16 protein-coding genes are annotated in these 23,844 nt (G+C 38.7%); 6 read left to right on the forward strand and 10 right to left on the reverse strand.

All coding sequences use genetic code 11. From position 1 onward, the window contains the following. Nucleotides 1-127: 127 nt before the first annotated feature. The 3 genes from VXS03_RS09660 to VXS03_RS09670 form a co-directional block, all read right to left on the reverse strand. Nucleotides 128-1,867: a putative 2-aminoethylphosphonate ABC transporter permease subunit gene (locus VXS03_RS09660; RefSeq protein ID WP_327763485.1), complete on the reverse strand. Its 1,740-nt coding sequence runs from the start codon at nucleotides 1,865-1,867 to the stop codon at nucleotides 128-130. A 24-nt stretch (nucleotides 1,868-1,891) separates the two neighbouring features. Beyond that, complete coding sequence (locus VXS03_RS09665; protein ID WP_327763616.1) at nucleotides 1,892-2,968, reverse strand: putative 2-aminoethylphosphonate ABC transporter ATP-binding protein; 1,077 nt, start codon at nucleotides 2,966-2,968, stop codon at nucleotides 1,892-1,894. A 177-nt stretch (nucleotides 2,969-3,145) separates the two neighbouring features. Next, nucleotides 3,146-4,156: a putative 2-aminoethylphosphonate ABC transporter substrate-binding protein gene (locus VXS03_RS09670; RefSeq protein ID WP_327763487.1), complete on the reverse strand. Its 1,011-nt coding sequence runs from the start codon at nucleotides 4,154-4,156 to the stop codon at nucleotides 3,146-3,148. A 274-nt stretch (nucleotides 4,157-4,430) separates the two neighbouring features. Between VXS03_RS09670 and phnW the strand changes: the two genes are divergently transcribed. The 3 genes from phnW (at nucleotide 4,431) to VXS03_RS09685 (ending at nucleotide 7,112) form a co-directional block, all read left to right on the forward strand. Next, nucleotides 4,431-5,546, forward strand: coding sequence for a 2-aminoethylphosphonate--pyruvate transaminase (gene phnW / locus VXS03_RS09675; protein ID WP_327763618.1), 1,116 nt, complete (start codon nucleotides 4,431-4,433; stop codon nucleotides 5,544-5,546). Between the two features lie 50 nt (nucleotides 5,547-5,596). Then, the gene (gene phnX, locus VXS03_RS09680) at nucleotides 5,597-6,409 is read left to right on the forward strand and encodes a phosphonoacetaldehyde hydrolase (protein ID WP_327763488.1); all 813 of its coding nucleotides are present in this window, start codon (nucleotides 5,597-5,599) and stop codon (nucleotides 6,407-6,409) included. A gap of 304 nt (nucleotides 6,410-6,713) precedes the next feature. After that, the gene (locus tag VXS03_RS09685) at nucleotides 6,714-7,112 is read left to right on the forward strand and encodes a hypothetical protein (RefSeq protein ID WP_327763490.1); all 399 of its coding nucleotides are present in this window, start codon (nucleotides 6,714-6,716) and stop codon (nucleotides 7,110-7,112) included. A gap of 70 nt (nucleotides 7,113-7,182) precedes the next feature. Here VXS03_RS09685 and VXS03_RS09690 read toward each other — a convergent pair whose 3' ends face one another. From VXS03_RS09690 to VXS03_RS09705, 4 genes are all read right to left on the reverse strand, one after another. After that, nucleotides 7,183-8,553, reverse strand: coding sequence for an SLC13 family permease (locus VXS03_RS09690; RefSeq protein WP_327763491.1), 1,371 nt, complete (start codon nucleotides 8,551-8,553; stop codon nucleotides 7,183-7,185). A gap of 518 nt (nucleotides 8,554-9,071) precedes the next feature. Then, nucleotides 9,072-9,821, reverse strand: coding sequence for a SanA/YdcF family protein (locus tag VXS03_RS09695; protein ID WP_327763492.1), 750 nt, complete (start codon nucleotides 9,819-9,821; stop codon nucleotides 9,072-9,074). Nucleotides 9,822-10,020: 199 nt separating this feature from the next. Continuing rightward, complete coding sequence (locus VXS03_RS09700; RefSeq protein WP_327763493.1) at nucleotides 10,021-11,709, reverse strand: NAD-dependent malic enzyme; 1,689 nt, start codon at nucleotides 11,707-11,709, stop codon at nucleotides 10,021-10,023. A gap of 291 nt (nucleotides 11,710-12,000) precedes the next feature. Then, the gene (locus VXS03_RS09705) at nucleotides 12,001-12,897 is read right to left on the reverse strand and encodes a 1,4-dihydroxy-2-naphthoyl-CoA synthase (protein WP_060998009.1); all 897 of its coding nucleotides are present in this window, start codon (nucleotides 12,895-12,897) and stop codon (nucleotides 12,001-12,003) included. Nucleotides 12,898-13,095: 198 nt separating this feature from the next. On the opposite strand from VXS03_RS09705, the gene VXS03_RS09710 reads away from it, so the two are divergent. Further along, entirely contained in the window at nucleotides 13,096-15,495 is a 2,400-nt protein-coding gene (locus tag VXS03_RS09710; protein ID WP_327763495.1) for a helicase-related protein, read from the forward strand. 108 nt (nucleotides 15,496-15,603) lie between these two features. Here the strand turns inward: VXS03_RS09710 and VXS03_RS09715 are convergent, their stop codons facing one another. The 3 genes from VXS03_RS09715 to VXS03_RS09725 all read right to left on the reverse strand — a co-directional run bounded on the left by VXS03_RS09715 (nucleotide 15,604) and on the right by VXS03_RS09725 (nucleotide 18,123). After that, nucleotides 15,604-16,059: a tellurite resistance TerB family protein gene (locus tag VXS03_RS09715; RefSeq protein ID WP_327763496.1), complete on the reverse strand. Its 456-nt coding sequence runs from the start codon at nucleotides 16,057-16,059 to the stop codon at nucleotides 15,604-15,606. Nucleotides 16,060-16,163: 104 nt separating this feature from the next. Further along, nucleotides 16,164-17,138 carry a zinc transporter ZntB gene (locus VXS03_RS09720; RefSeq protein WP_327763497.1) on the reverse strand — a complete coding sequence of 325 codons (975 nt, stop codon included), beginning with the start codon at nucleotides 17,136-17,138 and terminating at the stop codon, nucleotides 16,164-16,166. 124 nt (nucleotides 17,139-17,262) lie between these two features. After that, nucleotides 17,263-18,123, reverse strand: coding sequence for a helix-turn-helix transcriptional regulator (locus VXS03_RS09725; RefSeq protein ID WP_327763498.1), 861 nt, complete (start codon nucleotides 18,121-18,123; stop codon nucleotides 17,263-17,265). 126 nt (nucleotides 18,124-18,249) lie between these two features. Here VXS03_RS09725 and VXS03_RS09730 point away from each other — a divergent pair, with 126 nt between their 5' ends. Beyond that, the gene (locus VXS03_RS09730) at nucleotides 18,250-19,641 is read left to right on the forward strand and encodes an MATE family efflux transporter (RefSeq protein ID WP_327763499.1); all 1,392 of its coding nucleotides are present in this window, start codon (nucleotides 18,250-18,252) and stop codon (nucleotides 19,639-19,641) included. A 228-nt stretch (nucleotides 19,642-19,869) separates the two neighbouring features. Then, nucleotides 19,870-23,784 carry an ATP-dependent RNA helicase HrpA gene (hrpA, locus tag VXS03_RS09735; RefSeq protein ID WP_442957438.1) on the forward strand — a complete coding sequence of 1,305 codons (3,915 nt, stop codon included), beginning with the start codon at nucleotides 19,870-19,872 and terminating at the stop codon, nucleotides 23,782-23,784. The last annotated feature ends 60 nt before the right edge of the window (nucleotides 23,785-23,844 follow it).

The following is a 23,844-nucleotide window of genomic DNA, read 5'->3' on the forward strand; positions in this document are numbered from 1 at the left end:
ACGACTCAGCATGGATTGATGAAGAATAAGCCATGATGATTTAAGTTACAATGACATTAATTATCATTAACATAGATATCATGGCTAAAGATTACATTTATAATGGTATTAATGTATTTAAATTTTCTTAGCGTCTACGCCATGCTTGAGTGTATATCTCTAGCAGATGCCCAATTCCGCTATGCCCGACTTTTACGCATGCTGCGGTTAATAAAATCATAACTGCCATTGCTGCCGCTGGACCTGTTTGTCCTGCATCGTCCATATTTAATACCGACACTGAAGCTGGCATGGTATCGGTTCCATATAAAAAGACAACAGCAGATGTTGTTGTCATTGCATTAATAAAAAGATAAACCATGATTTCTAAAATTGCAGGGGAACATACAGGTAAAGTAACTTTAAAAAATGTTTTATATTGGGGAAGATTAATAGATGCTGAAATAGCTTCGATTTCTGCCGGGAGTTGTTTGAGCGCCGTAATTGCAGTCATATGCCCTACAGTATAATAGTGGGTAACAGTGTTAATGACTAAAATAGTTAACGTTCCATATAATATTGAAAGAGGATTATAGTTGGTATTAAAAAAGAAAATATAGCCTAATCCTAATACCATTCCAGGTACCGCCATGGGGATAATAGCTAACATTTGTAATAAGTGACGTAATGGCCCCAGCCAGCGGCCTTTTTCAATACAATAGGCTCCAATAAAAACAGTTAAAGTACCAATAATAGCAACTAAAAAACCTAACTTTAATGAGTTAAAATAAGGTTGCCAGCCGTCAGCGCTAAATTGATTAAAATTATAATTATGTAGGCTGATATTTAAATTCCATGGCCAAAATGTAATTAAAGAACCATAAATCGCCATTCCAATTATAGTAATAATAGCAACACTTATGATGCTGCAAAATAAAAAGCAACATGTATCTCGAAATATATTTTTTTGTGGAATATAAGCAATTGAACGTGAGTCAAATAACCCTTTTTGCTTTTTTTGTACCCAGCGGTCAGCACTAAAAGCAAATAAGGCTGGTATTAATAGCATGACACTTGTCACTGCACCCATAGAAAAATTTTGTTGTCCAACGACTTGTTTAAAAATATCGGTAGCTAAAATATTATAGTTGCCACCAATGACTTTAGGAACCGAAAAATCACACACGACGAGGGTGAATACAATAATTGTAGCGCTAATCAAACCATATTTTGCTCCGGGTAATGTGACAATAAAGAAGGTTTTTATTGGAGATGTGTTTAAAGCTTGTGCTGCCTCATAAAGGCGTGCATCTGAAGTGCGTAATGAGGTTTTTATTATCATTAGAGCGTGAGGGAAACACCAAAATGTTAAACCGATTGTAATGCCTATAGGGCCGTATACCGAATGACCCATTAATATGTCTTTTGCTATGCCTTGATTACCTAATAAATATATAAGACTAATTCCTGGCAATAATGAGGGGGCTAGAATCGGCACTGAGCCTAATATATTAAATATACTTTTAAATGGCATACAGCTACGTGTTAAGGAATAAGCAAATCCAAAAGCTAAAAAGCTAACTAAGCTCGTGACTATTGTTCCTATAAACAATGTGTTTCTTAATGATTGCCACATTGCAGTTGAGGAAAAGTAGTCACTAAAATTGCTTAAGCCAATAAACTGTCCATTATTACTTTGCAGGCTTTTTAGTAACATTGTAAATAATGGAGCAAGAATAAATAAACTCATACCGATCGTTAATAAAATTAAAATAATAGCGAGAATAATATTATCACGACTTAAATTTCGCTGTATTTCTGTTAATTTATCCTTTAGTGCTTTCGCGCGTAATGTATTTATAATTTGGGGTGGGCATGTTGAAGCCATTATATTAATTCCTATTGTCAATAATTAGTATTGAGCATTAAAAATATGAGCAAGCTGATGGGCCATATTTACGTTGATGTAGTGACCTTCTTTTAATGCTAAGCGACGTAATTCTCGAATAGGAACATCGACTTTAATATTTTTGTGATTATGAACGCCACTTATTTTACAATTAGCACGAACGTAAGTTCCTTGGAATTCAAGATCTTCAATTTGAACGGGAAAAGAGGATTCAGAATGTTGGCCATGTTCTATGAAATGCAGGTCTTCAGGGCGTAAACCTAGTTCAAATCTATCGCCACGTTTAAGTGTATTACAAGGTTTTGGCAGTAGTGTTTCACCAATTCGAATATAATTATCACTGACAACAGAACTGTTTATAAAGTTCATGTTACCAACAAATTCGGCAACAAAACGAGAGGCCGGTTGTTGATATATTTGTTGTGGTGTACCAATCTGTTCGATAACGCCATGGTTCATTACTACAATACGATCAGCCATTGCTAGTGCTTCTTCTTGATCATGTGTGACCATGATCGTTGTAATACCTAGCTTGCGTTGTAATTGACATATTTCATCACGCAAATGAGTACGAACTTTCGCATCGAGGGCTGACAAAGGTTCATCTAATAGCAGTAATCCAGGCGATAATGCTAATGCGCGAGCTAGGGCTACACGTTGTTGCTGACCACCAGATAACTGATTGGGATATTTGAAACCAGAATCCGGTAAGCCTATAAGATCCAACCAATATTGAACTACGTCCTCTGTCTGTTTATTTGTTTTTCCTTGGTTTTTTAATCCCAAACCAATATTTTCAGCGACAGTAAGATTAGGAAATAATGCATAAGATTGAAAAACAATACCAAAATCACGTTTTTCAGGCGCTAAAAAGGTTGTTTCTATACCGTTTTGTTCAATATAACCTGAACTGGCTAAATCTATTCCAGCAATGGTACGAAGCAATGTTGTTTTACCGCATCCAGAAGGACCAAGAAAGCAGATAAATTCACCTTTATTAATTTTGAGTGAAATATTATTTAAGGCGGTAAATTGACCGAAATATTTGCATACATTGTCGACTCTAAGATAAGTATCCATATTGTTTAGCTCTGTAATATTGGTATATACCAAATTTAGAGGTAAAGCATGACACTTCAATGACGTAAGTTTGACGATAATAAGACAACCGTGACTCGTTGTATTTGCGATGAATAAGAAAAAACCCATAGCAACTGATTCCTATGGGTGATGGTTTATGAAATGGCTGTCTAGTTACTATTTTGGTTCGGATTTACTATCAAATTTTTGTGACCATAATTTAAGAATAGCGGTACGATTAGACGCCATTTTTGAAAAATCCAGATGGGCCATTGCTTGCTCTACATCAGGGTAGTTTGCAATTGAGTGAGATTCCGATTTGATGCCGACAACGGGGTAAAATTGATTGTAGAGTTTATTTGCATTTGCAGATACTGACCAATCCACTAGACGCTTTGCGGCTTTAGATTGTGTGTTAACCAAACCAACCGCTTCTGCTTCCCAACCGACACCTTCTTTAGGCATTATAATATCAATAGGGGCACCTTGATTTTTCAATGTTGCAGCTCGAATAGCCATTGAAATACCGATTGCAACTTCCCCTTGAGCTGCTTGAACACACGGTTTAGACCCTGAATGAGTATAATAACTAATGTTTTTATTAAGCTTTGTCATGTAATCCCAGCCAGCTTTTTCTCCCATCGCTTGCAGCCAGGCTGACACTTGCATATAGCCTGTACCTGATGAGGCTGGGTTCGGCATCGCAATATGGCCTTGATATTGAGGTTTAAGTAAATCTAGCCATGATGTTGGTTTTTCTAAACCAAGTTGTTTTGCGACTATTTCGTTATAGCAAACCGCTATAAAAAAGGCATCATTACCAAACCATGCTTTATTAGGTTGTGGATCGATAAGATTAGGTCTAATTGCCTCAATACCTTTTGGAATATAAGGCTTTAAAATGCCATTATCTTTTAGTAATGCCATTGATGAACCCGCTAACCCCCATACGACATCTGCTCGAGGATTGTTTTTTTCTGCAAGTAACTTTGCCGTCATAATTCCTGTCGAATCACGAACCCACTTAATCGTAATATCAGGATTCTCTTTTTCAAAGCCTTGCTTAAATTTGGTCAGCATATCTGTTTCAAAGGCACTGTAGACTGTCAATTGCTCTGCTGCAAAAACATGTGGTGTTGATAGAATTGCAATGGCAGTTAAAGGGGCAAGCATCCAGTGGTTATTCATTAAACTCTCTCCATGATATGAAATGTCGCACTATTGATGTTAAATCGTATTGGTATGTACCAGTTTGAATGCTACTGATGCTAGAACTGAAATATGACAGTTCGATTATTAGACGATGGCATTTTTAATGCGTTTTTATTGCTTTTTTCTGACACTTAAAAAATGGAAAAATGGGTTTATGAATATTTTATTAACTCTATCGAGGGGGGATTTACAGGATTAACATGATGCCGTTATAGTTTTGCAATCTGGTATAGTCCAAGCGGAAATTATGATGGAAAACACAACCAACCAATACCTATTATTAACCCCAGGGCCACTGACGACCACAACGACTGTTCGTGCTGCAATGCTGCAAGATTGGTGTACATGGGATGATGATTATAACCATGATATCGTCGAAGTTATTCGTGCTGAACTGGTGAATTTAGCGACACAACATCAAGGTTATACGTCAGTGCTAATGCAAGGTAGTGGTAGTGCAAGCGTTGAAGCAACTATCGGCACTGTAATGACTGATGATGATAAATTATTAGTCATTAGTAATGGTACTTATGGGGAAAGAATGGGGGAGATTGCACGATATTTAAAGATTAATCATCGTGTTATGACTCTTGCCGAAACAGAATGTCCCAAGGCTGTTCAAGTTGCGAATATTTTAGATTCTGATCCTGCTATTACTCATGTTGCGATGGTGCATTGTGAAACAACAACGGGAATATTAAATCCAATTGATGCCATTTGTGATGTTGTTAAGACACGCAATAAAATTATGATCCTTGATGCTATGTCGAGTTTTGGCGGTATTCCGTTTGATATGGGTGCTTTAGGGATTGATTTTATGATCAGTTCAGCCAATAAATGTATTCAAGGTGTACCAGGTTTTGCTTTTGTCATTGCAAAGCAATCACAGCTTGAATTGTGTCAGGGGCGTGCACGTTCGTTAGTATTAGATCTTTATGCACAATGGCAATGTATGCAACAGCAACAGGGGAAATGGCGTTTTACCTCTCCCACACATACAGTACGTGCTTTTCATCAAGCAATGATTGAATTGCAACAAGAAGGTGGAGTAAATGCGCGTTATCAGCGTTATAAAACAAATCAATCTTTATTAGTGAAAGGAATGCAGCAATTAGGCTTTCGTTGTTTATTAAGTAAAAATGTACATTCTCCTATTATCACTTCTTTTCTCTCTCCGATACACAAGCAATACGTCTTTAAACTTTTTTATAATGAACTGAAAAATAAAGGTTTTGTGATATACCCTGGTAAGGTTTCAGATGCTGACTGCTTCCGTATCGGCAATATAGGCGATGTTTACCCCAATGATATTAAACAACTAATTATAGCTATCAAGACATCAATGTATTGGTGTAATGACGATTAAAACTCACGTCCATTTGTTTTTTATTCCATTTAATAGATAAGGAAATATTCATGAAACAAGTTCAAGCGGTTATTTTTGATTTAGCAGGAACGGTGGTTGATTTTGGGTCTTTTGCACCAACGACCATTTTTGTTGAAGCATTTCGACGAGGGTTTGATTTTGATATTACGTTGGCAGAAGCGCGAGTACCGATGGGGCTTGGAAAATGGGACCATATAAAAGCTGTTGGTGAATTACCAGAGGTCGCCGCTCGTTGGCAAAGTCAATTTAATCGTGCAATGACAATCACTGATATTGATACTATTTATCGTACTTTTATGCCTTTACAAATAGCCAAAGTGGCTGATCATGCTGAATTGATTCCGCAGACTGAACGAGTGGTGAGTGAGTTACGTTCACAATTGATTAAAATCGGTGCTTGTACTGGTTATCCACGAGCCGTATTGGATGCGTTATTACCTGCGTTAACGGCCAATGGCTTTACACCAGATTGTATTCTTGCAACGGATGATCTTGCGGCTGGAGGGCGACCGGGTCCTTATATGGCATTAAAGAATGTGATTGAGTTATGTATTGATGATGTAAAAACGTGTGTAAAAATAGATGACTCAGTACCGGGAATTATGGAGGGAAAAAATGCAGGAATGTGGACTGTCGCATTATTGTTATCAGGTAATGAAGCAGGAATGACATTAGCCCAATATGAAAAGGCTGATTTAACCACATTGAAGAAAGTACGACAACGGGCACAAGAGGCATTTCAAGCTTCAAAACCAGATTATATGATTGATACCATAGCAGATTTACCTCGTGTTATTCATGAAATTAATGGCCGATTATTACAGGGAGAAAGGCCATCGTAATATAAAAAATAACGCATGGCTTCAATGTGAATTATTGGCACTAACGATTTTTTGTAAAGATGAAATGATTTTATATATATTGAATTATTTATAAAGCATTCATTGTAGCTTTGTTGTTAAATAATTGTTTTTATTGTGTTTTTATTGTGTTTTGGTTGGTTTTAGCGTAAATAGAATGAGATGTCCATCACAGACTTTAATCGTGAAGCGTACAATTAAAATTGATATCGACGTATAGTAATTACATTAGGTAGTCCTATTCACGATACCTAAATGAATTGTATGTTTCTGACTAAGGATAGCTATGGAAACAGTAGTTGATAAGGTTATAGAAAAGGATGTGATTTTTGATTACACGAAGTTTCTATCTAAATCATGCCAGCAACGTTTATCATTTATGGATGCTTTAACATATTTAATTCCTTTCTTTAAACTAACAATTAACACAATAGGGGACAATCATTTACCCTGTGCTGATCAATTAGAAAAAAAAGCATTAAAAGTATTATCAAGCCATATGAGTGATATTGATAATTTAATTCAGTTGTCATCTTTAGCGAAACTAGAAGGTATTATGCGGCTTATTGTTTATCTTCCATATTCGCTTGAAGAACAACAATTAATTGAATTAAAGAGTGAAATAAAAGGGACGGTTGATTTCGTACAAGGCAATACGGAGCAATTATTATTTACTCTTGATTAAAGTAGTTAATAAAAAGGTGACGCTAGCGTCACCTTTTTAATATCTCAATTTTGTGTAGTTGTTGGCTAGATTACCAAAATAGCCACGTAAATATGGTTAAGAATATGATACAAACAATATTTAAATATAATCCGACCCGCATCATTTCACTTTGTTTGATATAGCCCGTACTAAATACAATTGCATTAGGTGGTGTAGCAACGGGCAACATAAATGCACATGACGCACTAATAGCAATTAAGGCTGATAATACAATAGGTGATACACCTAACGCTTCAGCAACTGTGGCGAAAACAGGAACCAATAAAGCGGCACTTGCTGTATTGCTTGCAAATTCAGTAAGAAAAACAACAAAAATAGCCACAGCGAGAATAGTCAGTAGCAACCCTGCTTGGTGTAACATGTCACTGAGCTCTGTTGCAAGAAAGACACTTGTTCCTGTTGCTTTAAGCACGTTACTTAAACAAATACCGCCACCGAACAATAATAATACGCCCCAATCCGTTGAGTTTTTAATATCTTTCCATTCAACAACTCTAGATACGGCGAGCATGATAATGGCACTTAAGGCAACTAAGGTATCAAATTTAGCATAGCCCCCTAAAAAAGCATTAATGGGTTTACTGAAGATCCATAAAGCTACGGTTACCATGAAAATAGCCATTGTAATTAGCTTACCGTTACTCCATTGAATTGGGCTATGGTCAAGTTCAAATTGGTGGTTTAGATCTGGCTTTAATGTGATATACAATAATGTGACAGTAAGAGGTAATAGAATAATAGTAACTGGAACGCCAAAGGCCATCCATTCAGTGAAGCTTAAACCTACTTCAGCAGCAGCAATGGCGTTCGGTGGGCTTCCAACAATTGTTGCAATACCACCAATACTGGCACAATAAGCTGTGCCTAATAATACAAAGACATAGGTCTTATGGCCACTTTTTGTATTTACCTTACTTAGTACACCGAGCACAAGCGGTAACATCATTGCTGTTGTGGCGGTATTACTGATCCACATGGATAATCCAGCGGTTACACCAAATAACATAAATACTGCCACGGACATTCGTCCTTTGGCTGCAATCAGCACTTTATCCGCAATTACTTGGTCAAGTTGTTGTTTGTGTAGTGCTGCTGCAAGGGCGAATCCCCCTAAGAATAGGAAGATAATAGGATTTGAAAAGCTTGTTAATGCTTTAGATGTATCAAAAACACCAAACCCTACAGCGAGCAGTGGAACGAGTAGGGCCGTAATACTGACATGGATGGCTTCAGTCAACCACATTACAGCAACGAAGAATAATATGCTTAAACCAATCACAACATTACGTTCAAAAGGTAACGTATTGATGAGTATAAACATCATTAAACTATTGCCAATCAGAATTAAACTATTCCTATTGAATAGCCAATGTTTGAGTGTAAGAGCAAGCGTTGTCATAGGTGAATCTTCCATATGTTGAGACTACATTATTTTTATAGTTAGCTTTTAGTAAGCGGAAGCGATCATACGACGGGTTGCGGTAGTATGAATGTGATGAAAGTATATTTATAAGGGGCGGTTGTTTATTTTTTGTGTGTATTGTGATCTTAATGTAACTTTTAAATATGCTGCGTTATTTTTTTTGGTAGCTATTTATTGCGGCAATAATGGCTTTTAGCGTTATAAAATTTGGTAAAAGATAATCAGTGCTGCACAGCCAAGTATATGCTATTATTTCAACTGCAACGGAGTGCTTATCAATAAAAAGACTAGTGGATAATGAAAAAAAAGAAGACCAGCTTAACTAAAAAAATTCATAGAGAAGCGCAAGAGCATATGAAATGTGTTCGGCAGCGAGTTTTTGATAATATGAATAATAAAAACAAAGTTAGTCGAATGATTTAATAAAAGACTAACTAAGAGCCAGACGCTATATTATTATGCGGCTGGCTTTTTTAATGTTCAAATTTTAGTAGTTATGGTTGCGGGATTGTTTTTATAGCAGCAGAAGGTGTAATTATTTTAATTGGCTTTTGCTCTGTTACTGGGGCAATAATATGCTTTTCAGGAGTGGTGATTAATGGATCGATGATAGGTTCTTTAGGACCTAAAAACTTAGGTTGTACATGTAGTATAAATAAATCAATCATTGCTTTTATACGAGCAAATACTTCACGGACTCGAATTTTAAAACTAGCCATTCCACGGCGAGGTTCTTTAACTGCTAAGCAGGTTGCATTGATATCATAGTGATTAGCAATAAATAACGCGCGTTCACAATGAAACTGCTGAGTAATAATAACGAAACGATTAGTATCAAAAACTTCTTTAGCTCGAACAACGGAGTCTAGAGTACGGAAACCGGCATAATCTAGCACGATTTCATTTTTAGCCACTCCGGCCTTTAATAAATCACGCTTCATTGTGCGAGGCTCATTGTAAGAGCGATGTGCATTATCACCACTGACTAAAAAAACATCAACTTTATGCTTGTCATATAAATCAACAGCAGCAGACATGCGGTAGGTATAATAGGGATTAAGTGTTTTAGCGATATATTTACTGGTGCCCAAAACCAATCCAACATTATAAGCCGGTAATTTTGCGGGATCGTGATAAATTTGGCTTTCCGTTTGTGCAGAAACCCAACGATCAAGTAATAATAGCGTTGCAACAAAGATGATAAAGAGAACTGCAGTAATGCGAATAATGTTGAGCAGTTTCATAATTATCCAATTTAAAAATATAATGCTTTATTAATATTTTACCTTAATAAATGATGTTTTTGTTTAAAAAAGCCCAAACAGGAGTGCTAATCACGACAGTTTGTAGATTTTGTGCGCAATGTCATGCATTAAACTGCTTAAAATAAACACTCGAAGTATTATTCAATACTTCGAGTGTTAGTAACAAATTAACGTTTAGTTAAAATGAAGTACGTTTGTAACGGCGGTATTCTGATTTCCAGAAGTTAGCATCGATTTTTTCTCGAATTCGCTCATCAGAATTTTTAGGTGCTTTGTGTTGTTCAACCGCTTTTTTAGCAACCGCAAAAGCAATTTTACGGGATACTTTTTGAATATCTTCAAGCCCCGGTAGTAGTGGGCCTTCGCCATGAATCGCTAATGGTGAGCATTCAGCTAGCGCACGACTACTTTCCATCAGCATTTCACTGGTAACACGGCGCGCATTAACAGCAAGAACGCCTAAACCAATACCAGGGAAAATGTAACTGTTATTACACTGAACGATTGGGTAGGTTTTACCTTCATAAACCACAGGATCAAACGGTGAGCCTGTTGCAACTAATGCATTACCTTCAGTCCAATGAATAAGATCAAATGGCGTTGCTTCAACACGGCTGGTTGGGTTTGATAGTGGGAAAATAATGGGACGTGGACAATGAGCGTACATTTCACGAATAACTTCTTCGCTAAATAGCCCTGGAACGCCTGACACACCAATTAGCACTGTTGGTTTAGCATTGCGCATAACATCTAATAATGAAATATTGGTATCAGATAATTCCCAATCTTCAATATTAGTATTCTTTTGTACTAAGGCTTGTTGGAAGTTGAGTAAGTTAGGCATGTTCTCAACTAATAAGCCCCAACGATCCACCATAAAGACTTGGCTACGTGCTTGAGCATCAGTAATACCATCTGCGACCATTTGGGCAATGATAGCTTCAGCAATACCACAACCGGCAGAACCTGCCCCTAAGAAAGTGACACGTTGATCGGATAATTTCGTTCCCGCGGCTTTACATGCAGCTAATAATGAACCAACAGTGACAGCAGCTGTACCTTGAATATCATCGTTAAAGCAACATACTTTATCTTTATAACGCTCAAGTAATGGCATTGCATTCTTTTGAGCGAAGTCTTCAAATTGGATCAATGCTTCAGGCCAACGGTGTTTTACGGCTTGAATGAAATCATCAACAAAGTTGTCATACTCCGCTCCTGTAATACGCGCGTGTCGCCAACCCATGTACATTGGATCTGAAAGGCGTTGTGGGTTATTGGTACCAACATCTAGTACAACAGGTAATGTGTAAGCAGGGCTAATGCCACCACAAGCGGTGTAAAGAGAAAGTTTACCGATAGGAATACCCATACCACCGATGCCCTGATCGCCTAAACCAAGAATACGTTCGCCATCAGTAACAACAATCACTTTCACGTTTTGGCGAGAAGCGTTGTTTAGCATGTCTTCAATGCGATCGCGGTTTGGGTAAGAAATAAATAAACCACGGCCGCGACGGTAGATATTTGAGAAATCTTCACAAGCAGAACCAACCGTTGGTGTATAAATAATCGGCATCATTTCTGTGATATGGTTTTCTACAAGGCGATAGAAAAGTGTTTCATTGGTGTCTTGGATATTGCGTAAGTAAATATGCTTATCCATATCGTTATCAAATTTTTGATATTGCTGGTAAGCACGATCAGTTTGCTCTTCAATTGATTCGATAGCTTCAGGAAGAAGACCTTCTAGGTTGAAAAACATGCGTTCTTCAATAGAGAATGCACTGCCTTTATTTAGTAATGGCGTCTCAAGTAGAATTGGGCCGGCGTAAGGAATATATAGAGGTCTTTTATTGTTGTTCATACGATAAACTCTGTTGCGATTAAGCCAGAAAATGGATTGAGAATTTCTATGCTGCTAATGCTAGAACTTCATCGTGGATAATTCAAAGGGTAGAGTGATTTATTTCGAGAAAGCGGTCATGTTTCTGATGTTTATTTTATTAATAAGCAAAAATATGACTGTTTTTTATGGTAACTAATAATTTGGGTAAAATAAAAGCCCTTTGATAAGAGCTTTTGTTTATAAGATGAGATATGTATCAGTGTTACTAACGTAATCAGATCGTCTTGTTGCTATTTTTTGCAACGTGTATCAATAATGCCAAGGGAATTTACTGAAATCTTGATCGCGTTTCTCTAGGAAAGCATCACGACCTTCTTGTGCTTCTGCGGTGCCATAAGCTAAGCGAGTTGCTTCACCTGCAAATAACTGCTGACCGACTAGGCCATCGTCTGGTAAGTTAAAGCCGTATTTCAGCATACGCATTGCTGTTGGTGATTTACTGTTAATTTCTTTCGCCCAACGTAGTGCTTCTTCTTCAAGCTCAAAGTGATCAACTACTTTGTTAACCATGCCCATGTCATAAGCTTCTTGAGCACTGTAGTTAAAACCACAGAAGAAGATTTCACGCGCACGTTTTTGGCCGATCATTTTCGCTAGGTATGCAGAGCCATAGCCAGAGTCAAATGATGCCACATCAGGATCGGTTTGTTTAAATACCGCATGTTCTTTTGATGCAAGGGTTAAGTCGCATACCACATGCAGACTATGACCACCGCCAACAGCCCAACCTGGAACAACCGCAATCACAACTTTTGGCATAAAACGAATCAGACGTTGAACTTCAAGGATATGCAATCGACCCATACGAGCAACATCAGCAGTGCCTTCTTCAGCACCTTCGTATTTGTAGCCATCTTTACCACGAATACGTTGATCGCCACCCGATGAGAAAGACCACTGTCCTTTATGAGATGGCCCGTTACCTGTAATTAAAACACAACCTACATCTGACCATTGACGAGCGTGATCAAGCGCAGTGTAAAGTTCATCGACAGTCTTTGGACGAAAGGCATTTAAGCAATCAGGGCGATCAATGGCAATTCGAACTGTTCCATGCGCTTTAGCACGATGGTAGGTGATGTCTTCAAAGTTAAAGCCCGGAACGGCTTCCCATAATTCAGGGTTAAAAATGGTTTTGCTAGTCATACGGCGCAGTCTCCATAAGTTGATGCTGTAAGGCTAGGGAGTTACAGCAAAAAGTCAATTATTGTAGAGGTAAACTGACATATTTACTGAAAATTAGTGTTGATTGTTTATGGAATCAACAACTATCAAGGCTAGTCAATGACAACCTCACTGAATATTGTCACAATAACCACGTCAGAATCAGTAATAGATTGAATTATGTACGCTTCATTGCCTATTGATAGTATTAAGTCCGATTTTTTAGCGGCATTATCTCAACAACACATTGTCGTAGAGGCCGAAACCGGATCAGGAAAATCAACTCGTTTACCTCTGTGGGCTGCTGAATTAGGTCGAGTGCTAGTGGTTCAACCCCGACGGGTCGCTTGTACATCATTAGCTGAATATTTAACAACAGTTGAAGCTAATCCGCAGCATATTTCAGTGGGTTATGCCATTCGGTTTGAACAACATTTTGATGATAATACTCAAGTGGTATTTGCAACGCCTGGGGTGGCACTTCGATGGTTAAGTGACGATCAATTAGCTCAGTTTAAGACTGTCATTATTGATGAGTTTCATGAGCGACGCTGGGACACTGATTTACTGCTTGCTCTTTTAAAACAGCGCCAAAGTCATCGTTTAGTTGCTACTTCGGCGACCATGGATAGCCAGCGATTAGTGACATATCTAGACGCAGTACATTTACATGCAACAGGGCGTAATTTCATGGTGGATATTTATCATCATGCAAGTGATAGCCAAACCATGCCTAGTAATGATCACTTAGAACAACGGATTGTTAAATTAACCAGCCAACATTACCAAAATCATCAAGATATTTTAGTGTTTTTACCAGGAAGAAAGGAAATTACCGCAGTAACTCAATCACTTAGACGTTATTTTGCTGATGCAATTGTCACCGATGGGGTAGATGTGATTCCATTGCATGCTTCAGTAACCGATGATGAACGCCAACGGGCACTGACCGTAAGTGATAAACAACGTATTATTTTGGCGACCAATGTTGCTGAAACATCACTGACTATTCCGGGGGTTACACTCATTATTGACTCAGGGTTAGAGCGTCGAACCCACCAGCGTAATGGTCGTACTGTATTAGCATTACATGCCATTTCAAAAGCAAGTGCTGAGCAACGTAAAGGTCGCGCAGGTCGAGTTAAAGATGGTGTTTGTCTGCGTTTATACGGTAAAGCTGCACCACTTGAGCGATTAACACCCGCAGAGTTACAACGAGAAGAGTTAATTGAACCCTATTTAGCGGCTTTGTGCTGTGATGCTAAATTTTCACAGTTAGCATTTATTGACTCTTTGCCAGAAAAAACCTTGGCAAGTGCCTTTCAAACATTACAAACAATGAAAGCGGTAACAGATGATGAAGTAGTGACCGATTATGGGCGACGTTTGTATCAATTACCCATAGACAGTCTGTTTGCTCATTTGATCACTGCGATGCCAGAACGACGTCATCAAGAAGCGATGGTCGATTTAGCCGCGGCGTTATCTATTCCACAAAAGTTGTGGCAACCGCCTAAATCAGAGCAAGATCAACAGGCATTGTTTTTATGGCTTGGACAACAATATTGTGATGCGACTGCGCTAATTAAAATTGTAAGGGCTGACGTTGTCCCTGAGTGGTTAACTGTAGATGATAATATGCGTGTAGAAGCGCAACTGTTAGCATCTAAAATGCGAGAAATACTGCAATTACCTCAACTTGAAGCTGCTAGTGCCTTTCGTCGTCAACCATGGATTGATGCTGTTATGAGGGCAGTACCAGAGCTTGTTTATGTGCGTCGTGAGCGCCGACGACAAGCTTTGAGTAATGGCTTTAATGAAGTGACGCTTAGCCGTGATACTTTATTTGCAATAGAACATGATCGAGTAACAGAGGCCGCAGTGGTCTTTGATCAATTTGCTTTGCCCGGAAAGGGTATTAAACAAAACCTAGTCTTAGCTACGTGTATTGCACCTGTGACGTTGTCACAAGTTGTGGCACTTGATGTTGGTAAAAATCAGCAAGGGCAAACCGTTGAAACCAGTGTAGGCCACTTTCAAACAGCGATTGAACGGACATATGCAGGACGAGTGATAGATATTCAATGGCAAGATGTCAGCGGCGCAACAGCCAATACTGCTATTGTTGATTTGATTTTAGCGAATGAAGTTTTAGTCGGATTAGCAGCACGTTTAACGATTGATATACACCAATGGAATTTGTATCTAGGGTTAGGGCGTTATCAAGCTGATATTTGTCAGCGAAAGCCTGATACTGTTGATATGACGGTATGGCTATCGCAACAAATTGCAGATCTTGGAATTGAAACAATTGGTGATATTGGCTTATTTAGTGCTGATGATTTTATATTTGACGGTATTCCTACTTGGGAGCGTGAAGAATTTGATAATCAATATCCACATAATGTGAATTTGAATGATTTTGAGCTTCGTATTGAGTATCAGATCAGCCGAAAAACCGTGATAGCACATTATCTTCGTGGAAATCGAAAGCAAGATCCTAAGCGGTGGGAATTACCGCGTTGGCAAGGATGGCGAATTAAATATAAGAAAGCCAGTCGAACTATCGATATTCATTAATATGATAAGATCAATCGGTGTAAAACAACCACGGTAGCGAATATCTACCGTGGTAGTGTTGGATTCATCATAAGCTAGGTAAGATATTGGATGCTGCGTGTAATTGAATTATGACGCTAGTTTGCCCGCATTGAGCTTGGCGCGAATATACTCCGAGTGATCTAAATAGATCAAGTCAGAGACCTGTCTGATCACCACTTCTTCTAAAGGATCAATCACACCGTCAGCATAGGCAACTTGCCACATCGCTTCAATTAATTGATAACGTTGTGGTTGTGATAATTGGCGTAGTTTATTAGTAAATTCATATAAAGAAATAGATTGCTGACTTTGTTGCTGCGCTTGACTTAGTAATACTGTTGCTTGCTCTTTTGTGGTATCAAGCAATTTGATTAACAGTTGCACTTTAGCTTGTTCTTCACGCGGGTCACGATCATGATCAGCATTCGCTACTTCACATAACAATGAAGCCATGGCTAAATTGAGCGTTGGTGTATCTACCGCACCAGCACTGGCACTTTCATTCATAACTTGTCTAAATAAAGTTCGTAATGTTGAAAACATTGTGGCCCTTAATTCTGATGATTATTACGTATAACTCCTACTTAGTTTATATCGATATACGATAAAAATAAAAGCCACTAAAAATACGTTTGCAGTTTTATCGGTTATATCCATTTACGACGATAAAATAATGCCAGTTGTAAAATTAACACGCCAACTAATAATCCGCAAAAAATTGAGAATGACAAATGATTTTCAGCGCCAGGAATACCATCAAGGTTAACCCCAAATAAGCCAGTTAAAAAACCAAGCGGCAAAAATACGGTAGTAATCAACGAAAGAAAGTATAAACGTTGATTTAAGGTTTCAGATTGCAGGCTCATTAGCTCTTCTTGAGTGACATTTGCCCGTTCTCGAATTGCATTAAGATCATCAAGCGCATGACTAATCTTTTCATCAACCTCATGAATTTTTTGACGTTCAGCTAACGATAACAGTGGAGTGTCGATAGTAATTAATTTTGCTAATGCATCACGCTGAGGTGTCATAGAATGGCGTAATTTTACCGTTTCACGACGTAACACAGCGATATTATTGCGTAAATTTATATCACTATCAGTCATGACTTGTTCTTCAAGTTCAGTCAATTGTTCATCCAGATTATCAATAGCCTGCATTTTACGACTGACCAGATGATCACATAAGCTTAAAATAAAGTTACCAATCGTTGTGGGGCCAAAGCCCCCTTCAATGTGTTCCGCAATACGAGAGATCGCAACGACGGGTTGGTCTGAAGTGGTGATAATCAGATTTTTAGTAAAATAACCACGAATCGATAACATTTTATCTGATGGTTTTTTTTGAGTTTCTTTATCAATATCGATACCACGTAAAGCCAAGAAAAAGCCATCTTTAGTTTGGTTTAAACGCGGTCTATCTCTATCGTTGGTGAGTGAGTCTTTTTCTATATCAGGTAACTGGCTTTGCTGGATCCATTGCTGTGCTTGTGGCTGAGTAAAGTCGAGATGTAACCACAGCAGACCATCTTCTGGTTGCCAGTTATTAATTTTATCAAGGGTCAGTGCGGGTTTGGAATGATCGCCATTAAGTCGATAACAGTAAGCAAAACAATTTGGCATGGAGGATCCCTTTAATAGCGCTAAGTACTTAGTCTTATTTATTTTATGTCTATAAGCTTAACCGATATAAGTCATCGATAGAAAATAAAATCATTGAGGGTCATTAATTAAAGATGATGAACGATTAAGATTCATTCTGAAAATGTGATCTGAATTGACGTGGGCTAAAAGAACTCCAGCTTTTAAAGCGGGTACTAAAATTTGTTGGGTTTGGGTACCCACAAAAGTCACTGATATGTTGAATTGGCCATGAGGTCGTCGTTAATAACCCAGCGGCATGTTCCATTCGTATGTGTGTTAAACGTGCCATTGGAGCTTGACTAAAATATTGCTGACACAAGCGGTGTAAGTGAGGCTCAGAGCATGGATATAATGCCGCGAGATCTTTGACTTGCCAAGGGTGGTGTAGTTGCCGTTTTGCATGTTGAAATACTCGCTCTAAACGTTGCAGTGCTAATGGTGAGTGAGGCGAAGTACGGTTAGCTACTAGTAAGCACAGTTGTTCAGTGATATTTGCTGAAAGTTGGTCTGCAAGGGGATAGTTCAAACACAGTGCTTGTTGAAGACAATCGATAGTTTGAAATAATAATGATCCTGATTGGGTTGGGTAGTAGGTTATCTCATGTGGTAAGCGTTGATCCCAATAACTTTGTTGTTCTAACATTACCCATGCCATATCCCAAATAAGCTCAGGATTTTCATTTGGATTGATATCAAATCCATTCTCATTGCCTGGTGGCACATAAATAACATGGTCAGGCTGTAAATCCCATTGTTTGGCTGGAGTGTTAAGTATTCCGCGACCCTTAATGGTAAATAGCAACATATGCATATCAGGATTACGGCGATAAATAGTAAAAGCCTCCCTACCATAATTAGTGCCACATTGAATGATGTGTTTTTGTTCTAAGGCTAAAGATTGAACTTGATCAATAATAATTGATTGGCATCGAGGTGAAATATTTAAATGTTCAAACCACGCCATTATTAGTCCTTATTTAATTAAAGTTGATAGTTTGGCAAACGTTTTTGATTGCTTAGAATAACCGCAAATTAACAACACTAGGTATGATCGTTGTCACAAGCTAAAACAGTTAATGAGTATGTAACTATGACGACATGGCGCACATCAGCAGATAGAAATTTTTGGCAAAAGACATGGCGGTTAGCATTACCGGTTTCAATGCAATCAATGTTGTTTGCATTACTGGGTTTAGTCGATGTGCTGATGGTCTCTAAATTGGGCGAATCACCAGTGGCAGCAGTAGGTATTGGTAATCGTATCTTCTTTTTTAATTTATTGCTGGTGGTCGGTGTCAGTGGCGCGGTTGGTGTTTTAGCAGCGCAATATTTTGGTGCTGGTCGAATGGACGGTGTCCGTCGTACCTTATTGCAATCTTGGGTATGTGCGATTGTTTTTACGTTACCTTTTGCGATTATTTACCGTTTGTATCCACAACAAATTGTAGGGGTGATTAGCGATCAAACCGACTTTGTCATCCATGCCAAAGATTACCTTTATGTGTGTGGATGGAGTATTATTTTTACAGCAATAGTTGTACCACTTGAGGCTGCTTTGCGCGCTGTTGGTGAAGCGAAAATGCCAACCTATGTCGGTTTAGTGGCGGTAATATTAAACGCGACTTTAAATGCACTGTTTATTTTTGGGCTATATGGTTTCCCTGAAATGGGTGTTGCTGGTGCTGCATTGGGAACTACGATTTCACGTGGTATTCAAACCGTAATTTTATTAACAGTGACTTATTACCAACATCGTGAAATTCTGCCGTTAGCGATTGATATCGAAACAGCGAAAACACCTCAAGCACGTAGACGTTATTTAACAATTGCATTGCCGATGATTATTCATGATGCAGGTTGGGCAATGGGGGTCTTGGCCTATAGTGTTATTTTTGCTCAGTTAGGTGTGACAGAGTTAGCCATTATTAGTTTACTTTCTCCAATCGAAGGAGTGCTTATTTCAGCTTTTATTGGTTTTGCTGTTGCCGCTTCTACTATTTTAGGCCATGAATTAGGCGCTGAGAATTACCAACGTGCTTGGCATCAATCTTGGTTTTTTATTGGGCTTAGTGTGTCGATGGCTTTCGTATTAGGAATTTCAATTTGGCTGGCGAGTGATACAGTAAGTTTGTGGCTTCAACGGGCAGATACACCAAACTTAGCCATGTCATTAAACGTTACCATGGTGCTTGCACTTGGGTTATTTTTGAAAGTGTTTAACATGGTGGGTATTGGTGGTGTGTTACGTAGCGGTGGCGATATCAAATTCAGCATTTTCATTGATTTGTTCGGTCAGTGGGGGGTAGGTATTCCCTTGGCTATCTTTACCGGCATTTTTCTGGGGTGGCCTTTACATTGGGTGTTAGTGGCTATTTTAGCTGAGGAAGTAGTGAAAGTTGCACTGACGACTTATCGTATTCGAGGTCGTAAGTGGTTAGCTAATTTGATAAATGATACTGACCAAGTATTAGTATCGGTGTAGTTGTTTGTAAACACATTGTTTATAAATAAGATTTTGCCCATTTGAATGCCAACAAATGGGCTTTTTTTATGGTTGATTAGGCTGTTGTGAGTAATTGTCTTTTAAGCAGATCTCACACCGTTTCATTTGTGATAGAATTGACAAAATTTCGAATCGCCAAGTTATACCGATAGTATTGTTGTATTTGAATGGTCGGTATCATTAGTCATTGAAAAGACAGGAATTACATTGAGTCAGTCGAATCAAACTCAAGCAGACGTGTTAAATAATGAAAAAACATTAAAGTCTGCGATTAAAGATTGCATGATGCGCGATCGTTTTCGTCTACACAAACGTGTACAAGGCGCATCAAGAATTAAAAATGAAAAATCAAAGCATGCAGTATTTGATGAAATTGCGTTAGATATTGCTAAATCAATGCAAACGGTGGAATTACGTCGTAATCACCGCCCTAAAATTATTTATCCTGCTCAGCTACCCGTTAGTCAGAAAAAAGACGACATTGCAGAAGCGATTAAACATAACCAAGTGGTTATTGTGGCAGGTGAAACAGGTTCAGGTAAAACCACTCAGTTACCTAAAATCTGTCTAGAACTTGGTCGTGGTACTCATGGTATGATTGGTCATACTCAGCCACGTCGTCTAGCCGCACGCTCTGTTGCCACGCGTATTGCCGAGGAAATGGAATGTGAACTGGGTTCGCATGTCGGTTATAAAGTACGATTTAATGATCAAGTTTCTGAGCGCAGCCACGTTAAGTTAATGACTGACGGTATTTTATTGGCTGAAATTCAGCATGACCGTTTTTTAAGTCAATATGACACCATCATTATCGATGAAGCACACGAACGTAGTCTTAATATCGACTTTATCATGGGTTACTTACGCGAATTATTGCCTAAGCGTCCAGATTTAAAAGTTATTATTACCTCGGCCACTATTGATCCTGAGCGTTTTTCAAAGCACTTTAATAATGCACCTATTATTGAAGTATCAGGTCGTACCTTCCCGGTGGAAGTGCGCTACCGTCCAGTAGTAGAAGATGGTGATGATACAGATCGCGATCAACTCGATGCTATTTTTGATGCAGTTGATGAACTGTGCGATGAAGGCATGGGCGATATTCTGATTTTCATGAACGGTGAGCGTGAAATTCGTGATACCGCTGATGCGTTGGAAAAGCGTAATTTACGTCATACTGAAATTTTGCCGTTGTATGCGCGATTATCAGCCAATGAACAAAATAGAGTATTCCAATCGCATAATGGTCGTCGAATTGTTCTTTCGACCAACGTAGCGGAAACTTCTTTAACTGTACCGGGCATTAAATACGTTATCGATCCCGGTACTGCGCGTATTAGTCGTTATAGTTACCGCACCAAAGTACAACGTCTACCGATTGAGGCGATTTCACAAGCTAGTGCAAATCAGCGTATGGGTCGTTGTGGTCGTGTGCAAGAAGGTATCTGTATTCGTTTATATTCTGAGGATGATTTCTTATCACGCCCAGAATTTACTGATCCAGAAATTCTACGTACTAACTTAGCGTCAGTTATTCTACAAATGACTGCGATTGGTTTAGGTGATATTCAAGCTTTCCCATTTGTTGAAGCGCCCGATAATCGCAACATTCAAGATGGTATTCGGTTGCTAGAAGAATTAGGGGCAATTAACCCTAAAGCGACCGATCCACGTAAGCGTTTATCAAATCTTGGTCGTCAGTTAGCACGTTTGCCTATCGATCCGCGTTTGGCGCGTATGGTATTAGAAGCACCTAAAACAGGTTCATTACGTGAAGTGATGATCATTGCTTGTGCGTTGTCTATTCAAGATCCTCGTGAGCGTCCATCAGATAAAAAACAACAGTCAGATGAAAAGCACCGTCGTTTTTACGATAAAGATTCTGACTTTGTTACGTTTGTGAACCTATGGGATTACATTCAAGAACAGCAGAAAGAATTATCTAATAACCATTTTCGTCGTTTGTGTAAGAAAGAATACTTAAATTATTTACGCATTCGTGAATGGCAAGATATCTATTACCAAGTTAACCAAGTAGTCAAAGAGCTTGAGTTAAAAATGAACGGTAATGAAGCCAGCTATGACGGTATTCATATCGCACTGTTGAGTGGCTTGCTGTCTCATATTGGTATGAAAGATCAAGAGAAGAACGAATATCAAGGTGCGCGTAATGCTCGCTTTAATATCTTCCCCGGCTCTGGAATTTTCAAGAAACAACCAAAATGGGTAATGGTGGCTGAACTGGTTGAAACCTCACGTTTATGGGGTCGAATCGGTGCAAAAATCCAGCCTGAATGGGTAGAGCCATTAGCTGAGCATTTGATCAAGCGTAGTTACAGTGAACCGCATTGGGAGAAAAAATCAGCCGCAGTACATGCGTTTGAGAAAGTCACGCTTTATGGCATCCCTGTTGTTGGTAAGCGTAAAGTTAACTACGGTAATATTGATCCCGCGTTATCACGTGAAATATTCATTCGTTCAGCGTTAGTTGAAGGTGACTGGGAAACAAAGCATAAGTTCTATCAACAAAACCGTAAGCTATTGCGTGAAGTGGAAGAGCTTGAACATAAATCTCGTCGACGCGATATTTTGATTGATGATGATGAGCTGTTTAATTTCTACGATCAACGTATTGATTTGCAGGTAACTTCTGGACGTCATTTTGATAGCTGGTGGAAAAAAGCCTCAAAAGAAAACCCAGAGCTGCTTAACTTTGAACGTGAAATGCTTTTCCGTGGTGATGCAAGCCATGTAACGGATCTTGATTATCCTAATTTCTGGCATCAAGGAAACTTGAAGCTTAAATTAAGTTATCAGTTTGAGCCGGGTGAAGATAACGATGGTGTGACAGTACATGTGCCGTTAGCAATTTTAAACCAAGTGAAACCAGATGGTTTTGATTGGCAAATTCCGGGTTTACGTCAGGAATTAGTGATTGCATTAATTAAATCACTACCAAAACCGTTACGTCGTAACTTTGTGCCTGCTCCTAACTATGCAGATGCATTTCTTGCACGCGTTAAGCCAATGGAAATGCCGTTACTTGATGCTCTTGAGAAAGAGTTGAAGCGAATGAGTGGCGTCACTTTGGTACGCGAAGATTGGAATTTAGAGCAGATCCCTGATCACCTTAAAATTACTTATCGTGCCGTTGATCATCGCAATCGTAAACTGCGTGAAAGCAAAGATATCTATGGCTTAAAAGAAAACTTGAAAGAAAAGGTACAAGAGACCTTATCACAAGTGGCTGATGATGATATTGAGCAAGAAGGTTTAAAAACATGGAGCTTTGGTGCATTACCTGAGCGTTACCAACAAAAACGTGGTGGGTTTGAAGTTAAAGCGTTCCCTGCGTTAACAGATAACAAAGACTCTGTTGGTATTAAACTGTTTGAAACCGAAGAAGAACAGCACAACGCTATGCAAGCAGGTCAACGTCGTTTGATTTTATTAAACGTACCGTCACCGATTAAATACTTGCATGCAAACCTACCGAATAAATCGAAGTTAGGTTTGTATTTTAACCCATACGGTCGTGTGCTTGATTTGATTGATGACTGCATTGCGTGTGGTATTGATAAGCTCATCGAACAAAAGGGCGGTTTAGCTTGGCAGCCTGAAACGTTTGAAGTATTGAAAGAATATGTTCGTGCAGAACTTGGCGATACCGTGGTTGAGATAGCTAAGCAAGTTGAAGCTATTCTAACAACGGCATTTAATATTTCTAAGCGTTTAAAAGGCCGTATTGATTTACGTATGGCGTTTGCTATGTCAGATATTAAAGCACAAATTGAAAGTTTAATATTTAAAGGCTTTGCGACAGAGTGTGGTTGGAAGCGTTTACCTGATATTTTACGTTACATGCGTGCCATTGAACGTCGCATGGAGAAGCTACCTATTGATCCTAATAAAGATCGGGTTCATATCCTAAAAATTGAATCAGTGGTTAATGACTACAACGAGTTGTTAAACAAGATCTCTAAAGGTCAACCTGTACCTGATAAAGTCAAAGAAATTCGCTGGATGATAGAAGAACTGCGTGTAAGTTTCTTTGCTCAACAACTGGGTACGCCTTATCCGATTTCTGATAAGCGTGTTCGTAATGCGATTAATGAGTGCTAGTCACTTATAGTTTAGCCGCAATATAAACCTTATAAATGAAAAGGCCGATGCGATAACCGC

Origin of the sequence: Photobacterium sp. S4TG1 (assembly GCF_036040035.1) — a bacterium.
Taxonomy (GTDB): domain Bacteria; phylum Pseudomonadota; class Gammaproteobacteria; order Enterobacterales; family Vibrionaceae; genus Photobacterium.

Bases quoted from the DNA above. Each gene is read 5' to 3' on its own strand.
- VXS03_RS09730 (WP_327763499.1), top strand. From the start codon at position 18,250: ATGACGACATGGCGCACATCAGCAGATAGAAATTTTTGGCAAAAGACA.
- VXS03_RS09695 (WP_327763492.1), bottom strand. From the start codon at position 9,821: ATGAAACTGCTCAACATTATTCGCATTACTGCAGTTCTCTTTATCATC.
- VXS03_RS09710 (WP_327763495.1), top strand. From the start codon at position 13,096: ATGTACGCTTCATTGCCTATTGATAGTATTAAGTCCGATTTTTTAGCG.
- VXS03_RS09670 (WP_327763487.1), bottom strand. From the start codon at position 4,156: ATGAATAACCACTGGATGCTTGCCCCTTTAACTGCCATTGCAATTCTA.
- VXS03_RS09665 (WP_327763616.1), bottom strand. From the start codon at position 2,968: ATGGATACTTATCTTAGAGTCGACAATGTATGCAAATATTTCGGTCAA.
- VXS03_RS09685 (WP_327763490.1), top strand. From the start codon at position 6,714: ATGGAAACAGTAGTTGATAAGGTTATAGAAAAGGATGTGATTTTTGAT.
- VXS03_RS09660 (WP_327763485.1), bottom strand. From the start codon at position 1,867: ATGGCTTCAACATGCCCACCCCAAATTATAAATACATTACGCGCGAAA.
- phnX (WP_327763488.1), top strand. From the start codon at position 5,597: ATGAAACAAGTTCAAGCGGTTATTTTTGATTTAGCAGGAACGGTGGTT.
- VXS03_RS09720 (WP_327763497.1), bottom strand. From the start codon at position 17,138: ATGCCAAATTGTTTTGCTTACTGTTATCGACTTAATGGCGATCATTCC.
- VXS03_RS09725 (WP_327763498.1), bottom strand. From the start codon at position 18,123: ATGGCGTGGTTTGAACATTTAAATATTTCACCTCGATGCCAATCAATT.
- VXS03_RS09715 (WP_327763496.1), bottom strand. From the start codon at position 16,059: ATGTTTTCAACATTACGAACTTTATTTAGACAAGTTATGAATGAAAGT.
- VXS03_RS09700 (WP_327763493.1), bottom strand. From the start codon at position 11,709: ATGAACAACAATAAAAGACCTCTATATATTCCTTACGCCGGCCCAATT.
- phnW (WP_327763618.1), top strand. From the start codon at position 4,431: ATGGAAAACACAACCAACCAATACCTATTATTAACCCCAGGGCCACTG.
- VXS03_RS09705 (WP_060998009.1), bottom strand. From the start codon at position 12,897: ATGACTAGCAAAACCATTTTTAACCCTGAATTATGGGAAGCCGTTCCG.
- VXS03_RS09690 (WP_327763491.1), bottom strand. From the start codon at position 8,553: ATGACAACGCTTGCTCTTACACTCAAACATTGGCTATTCAATAGGAAT.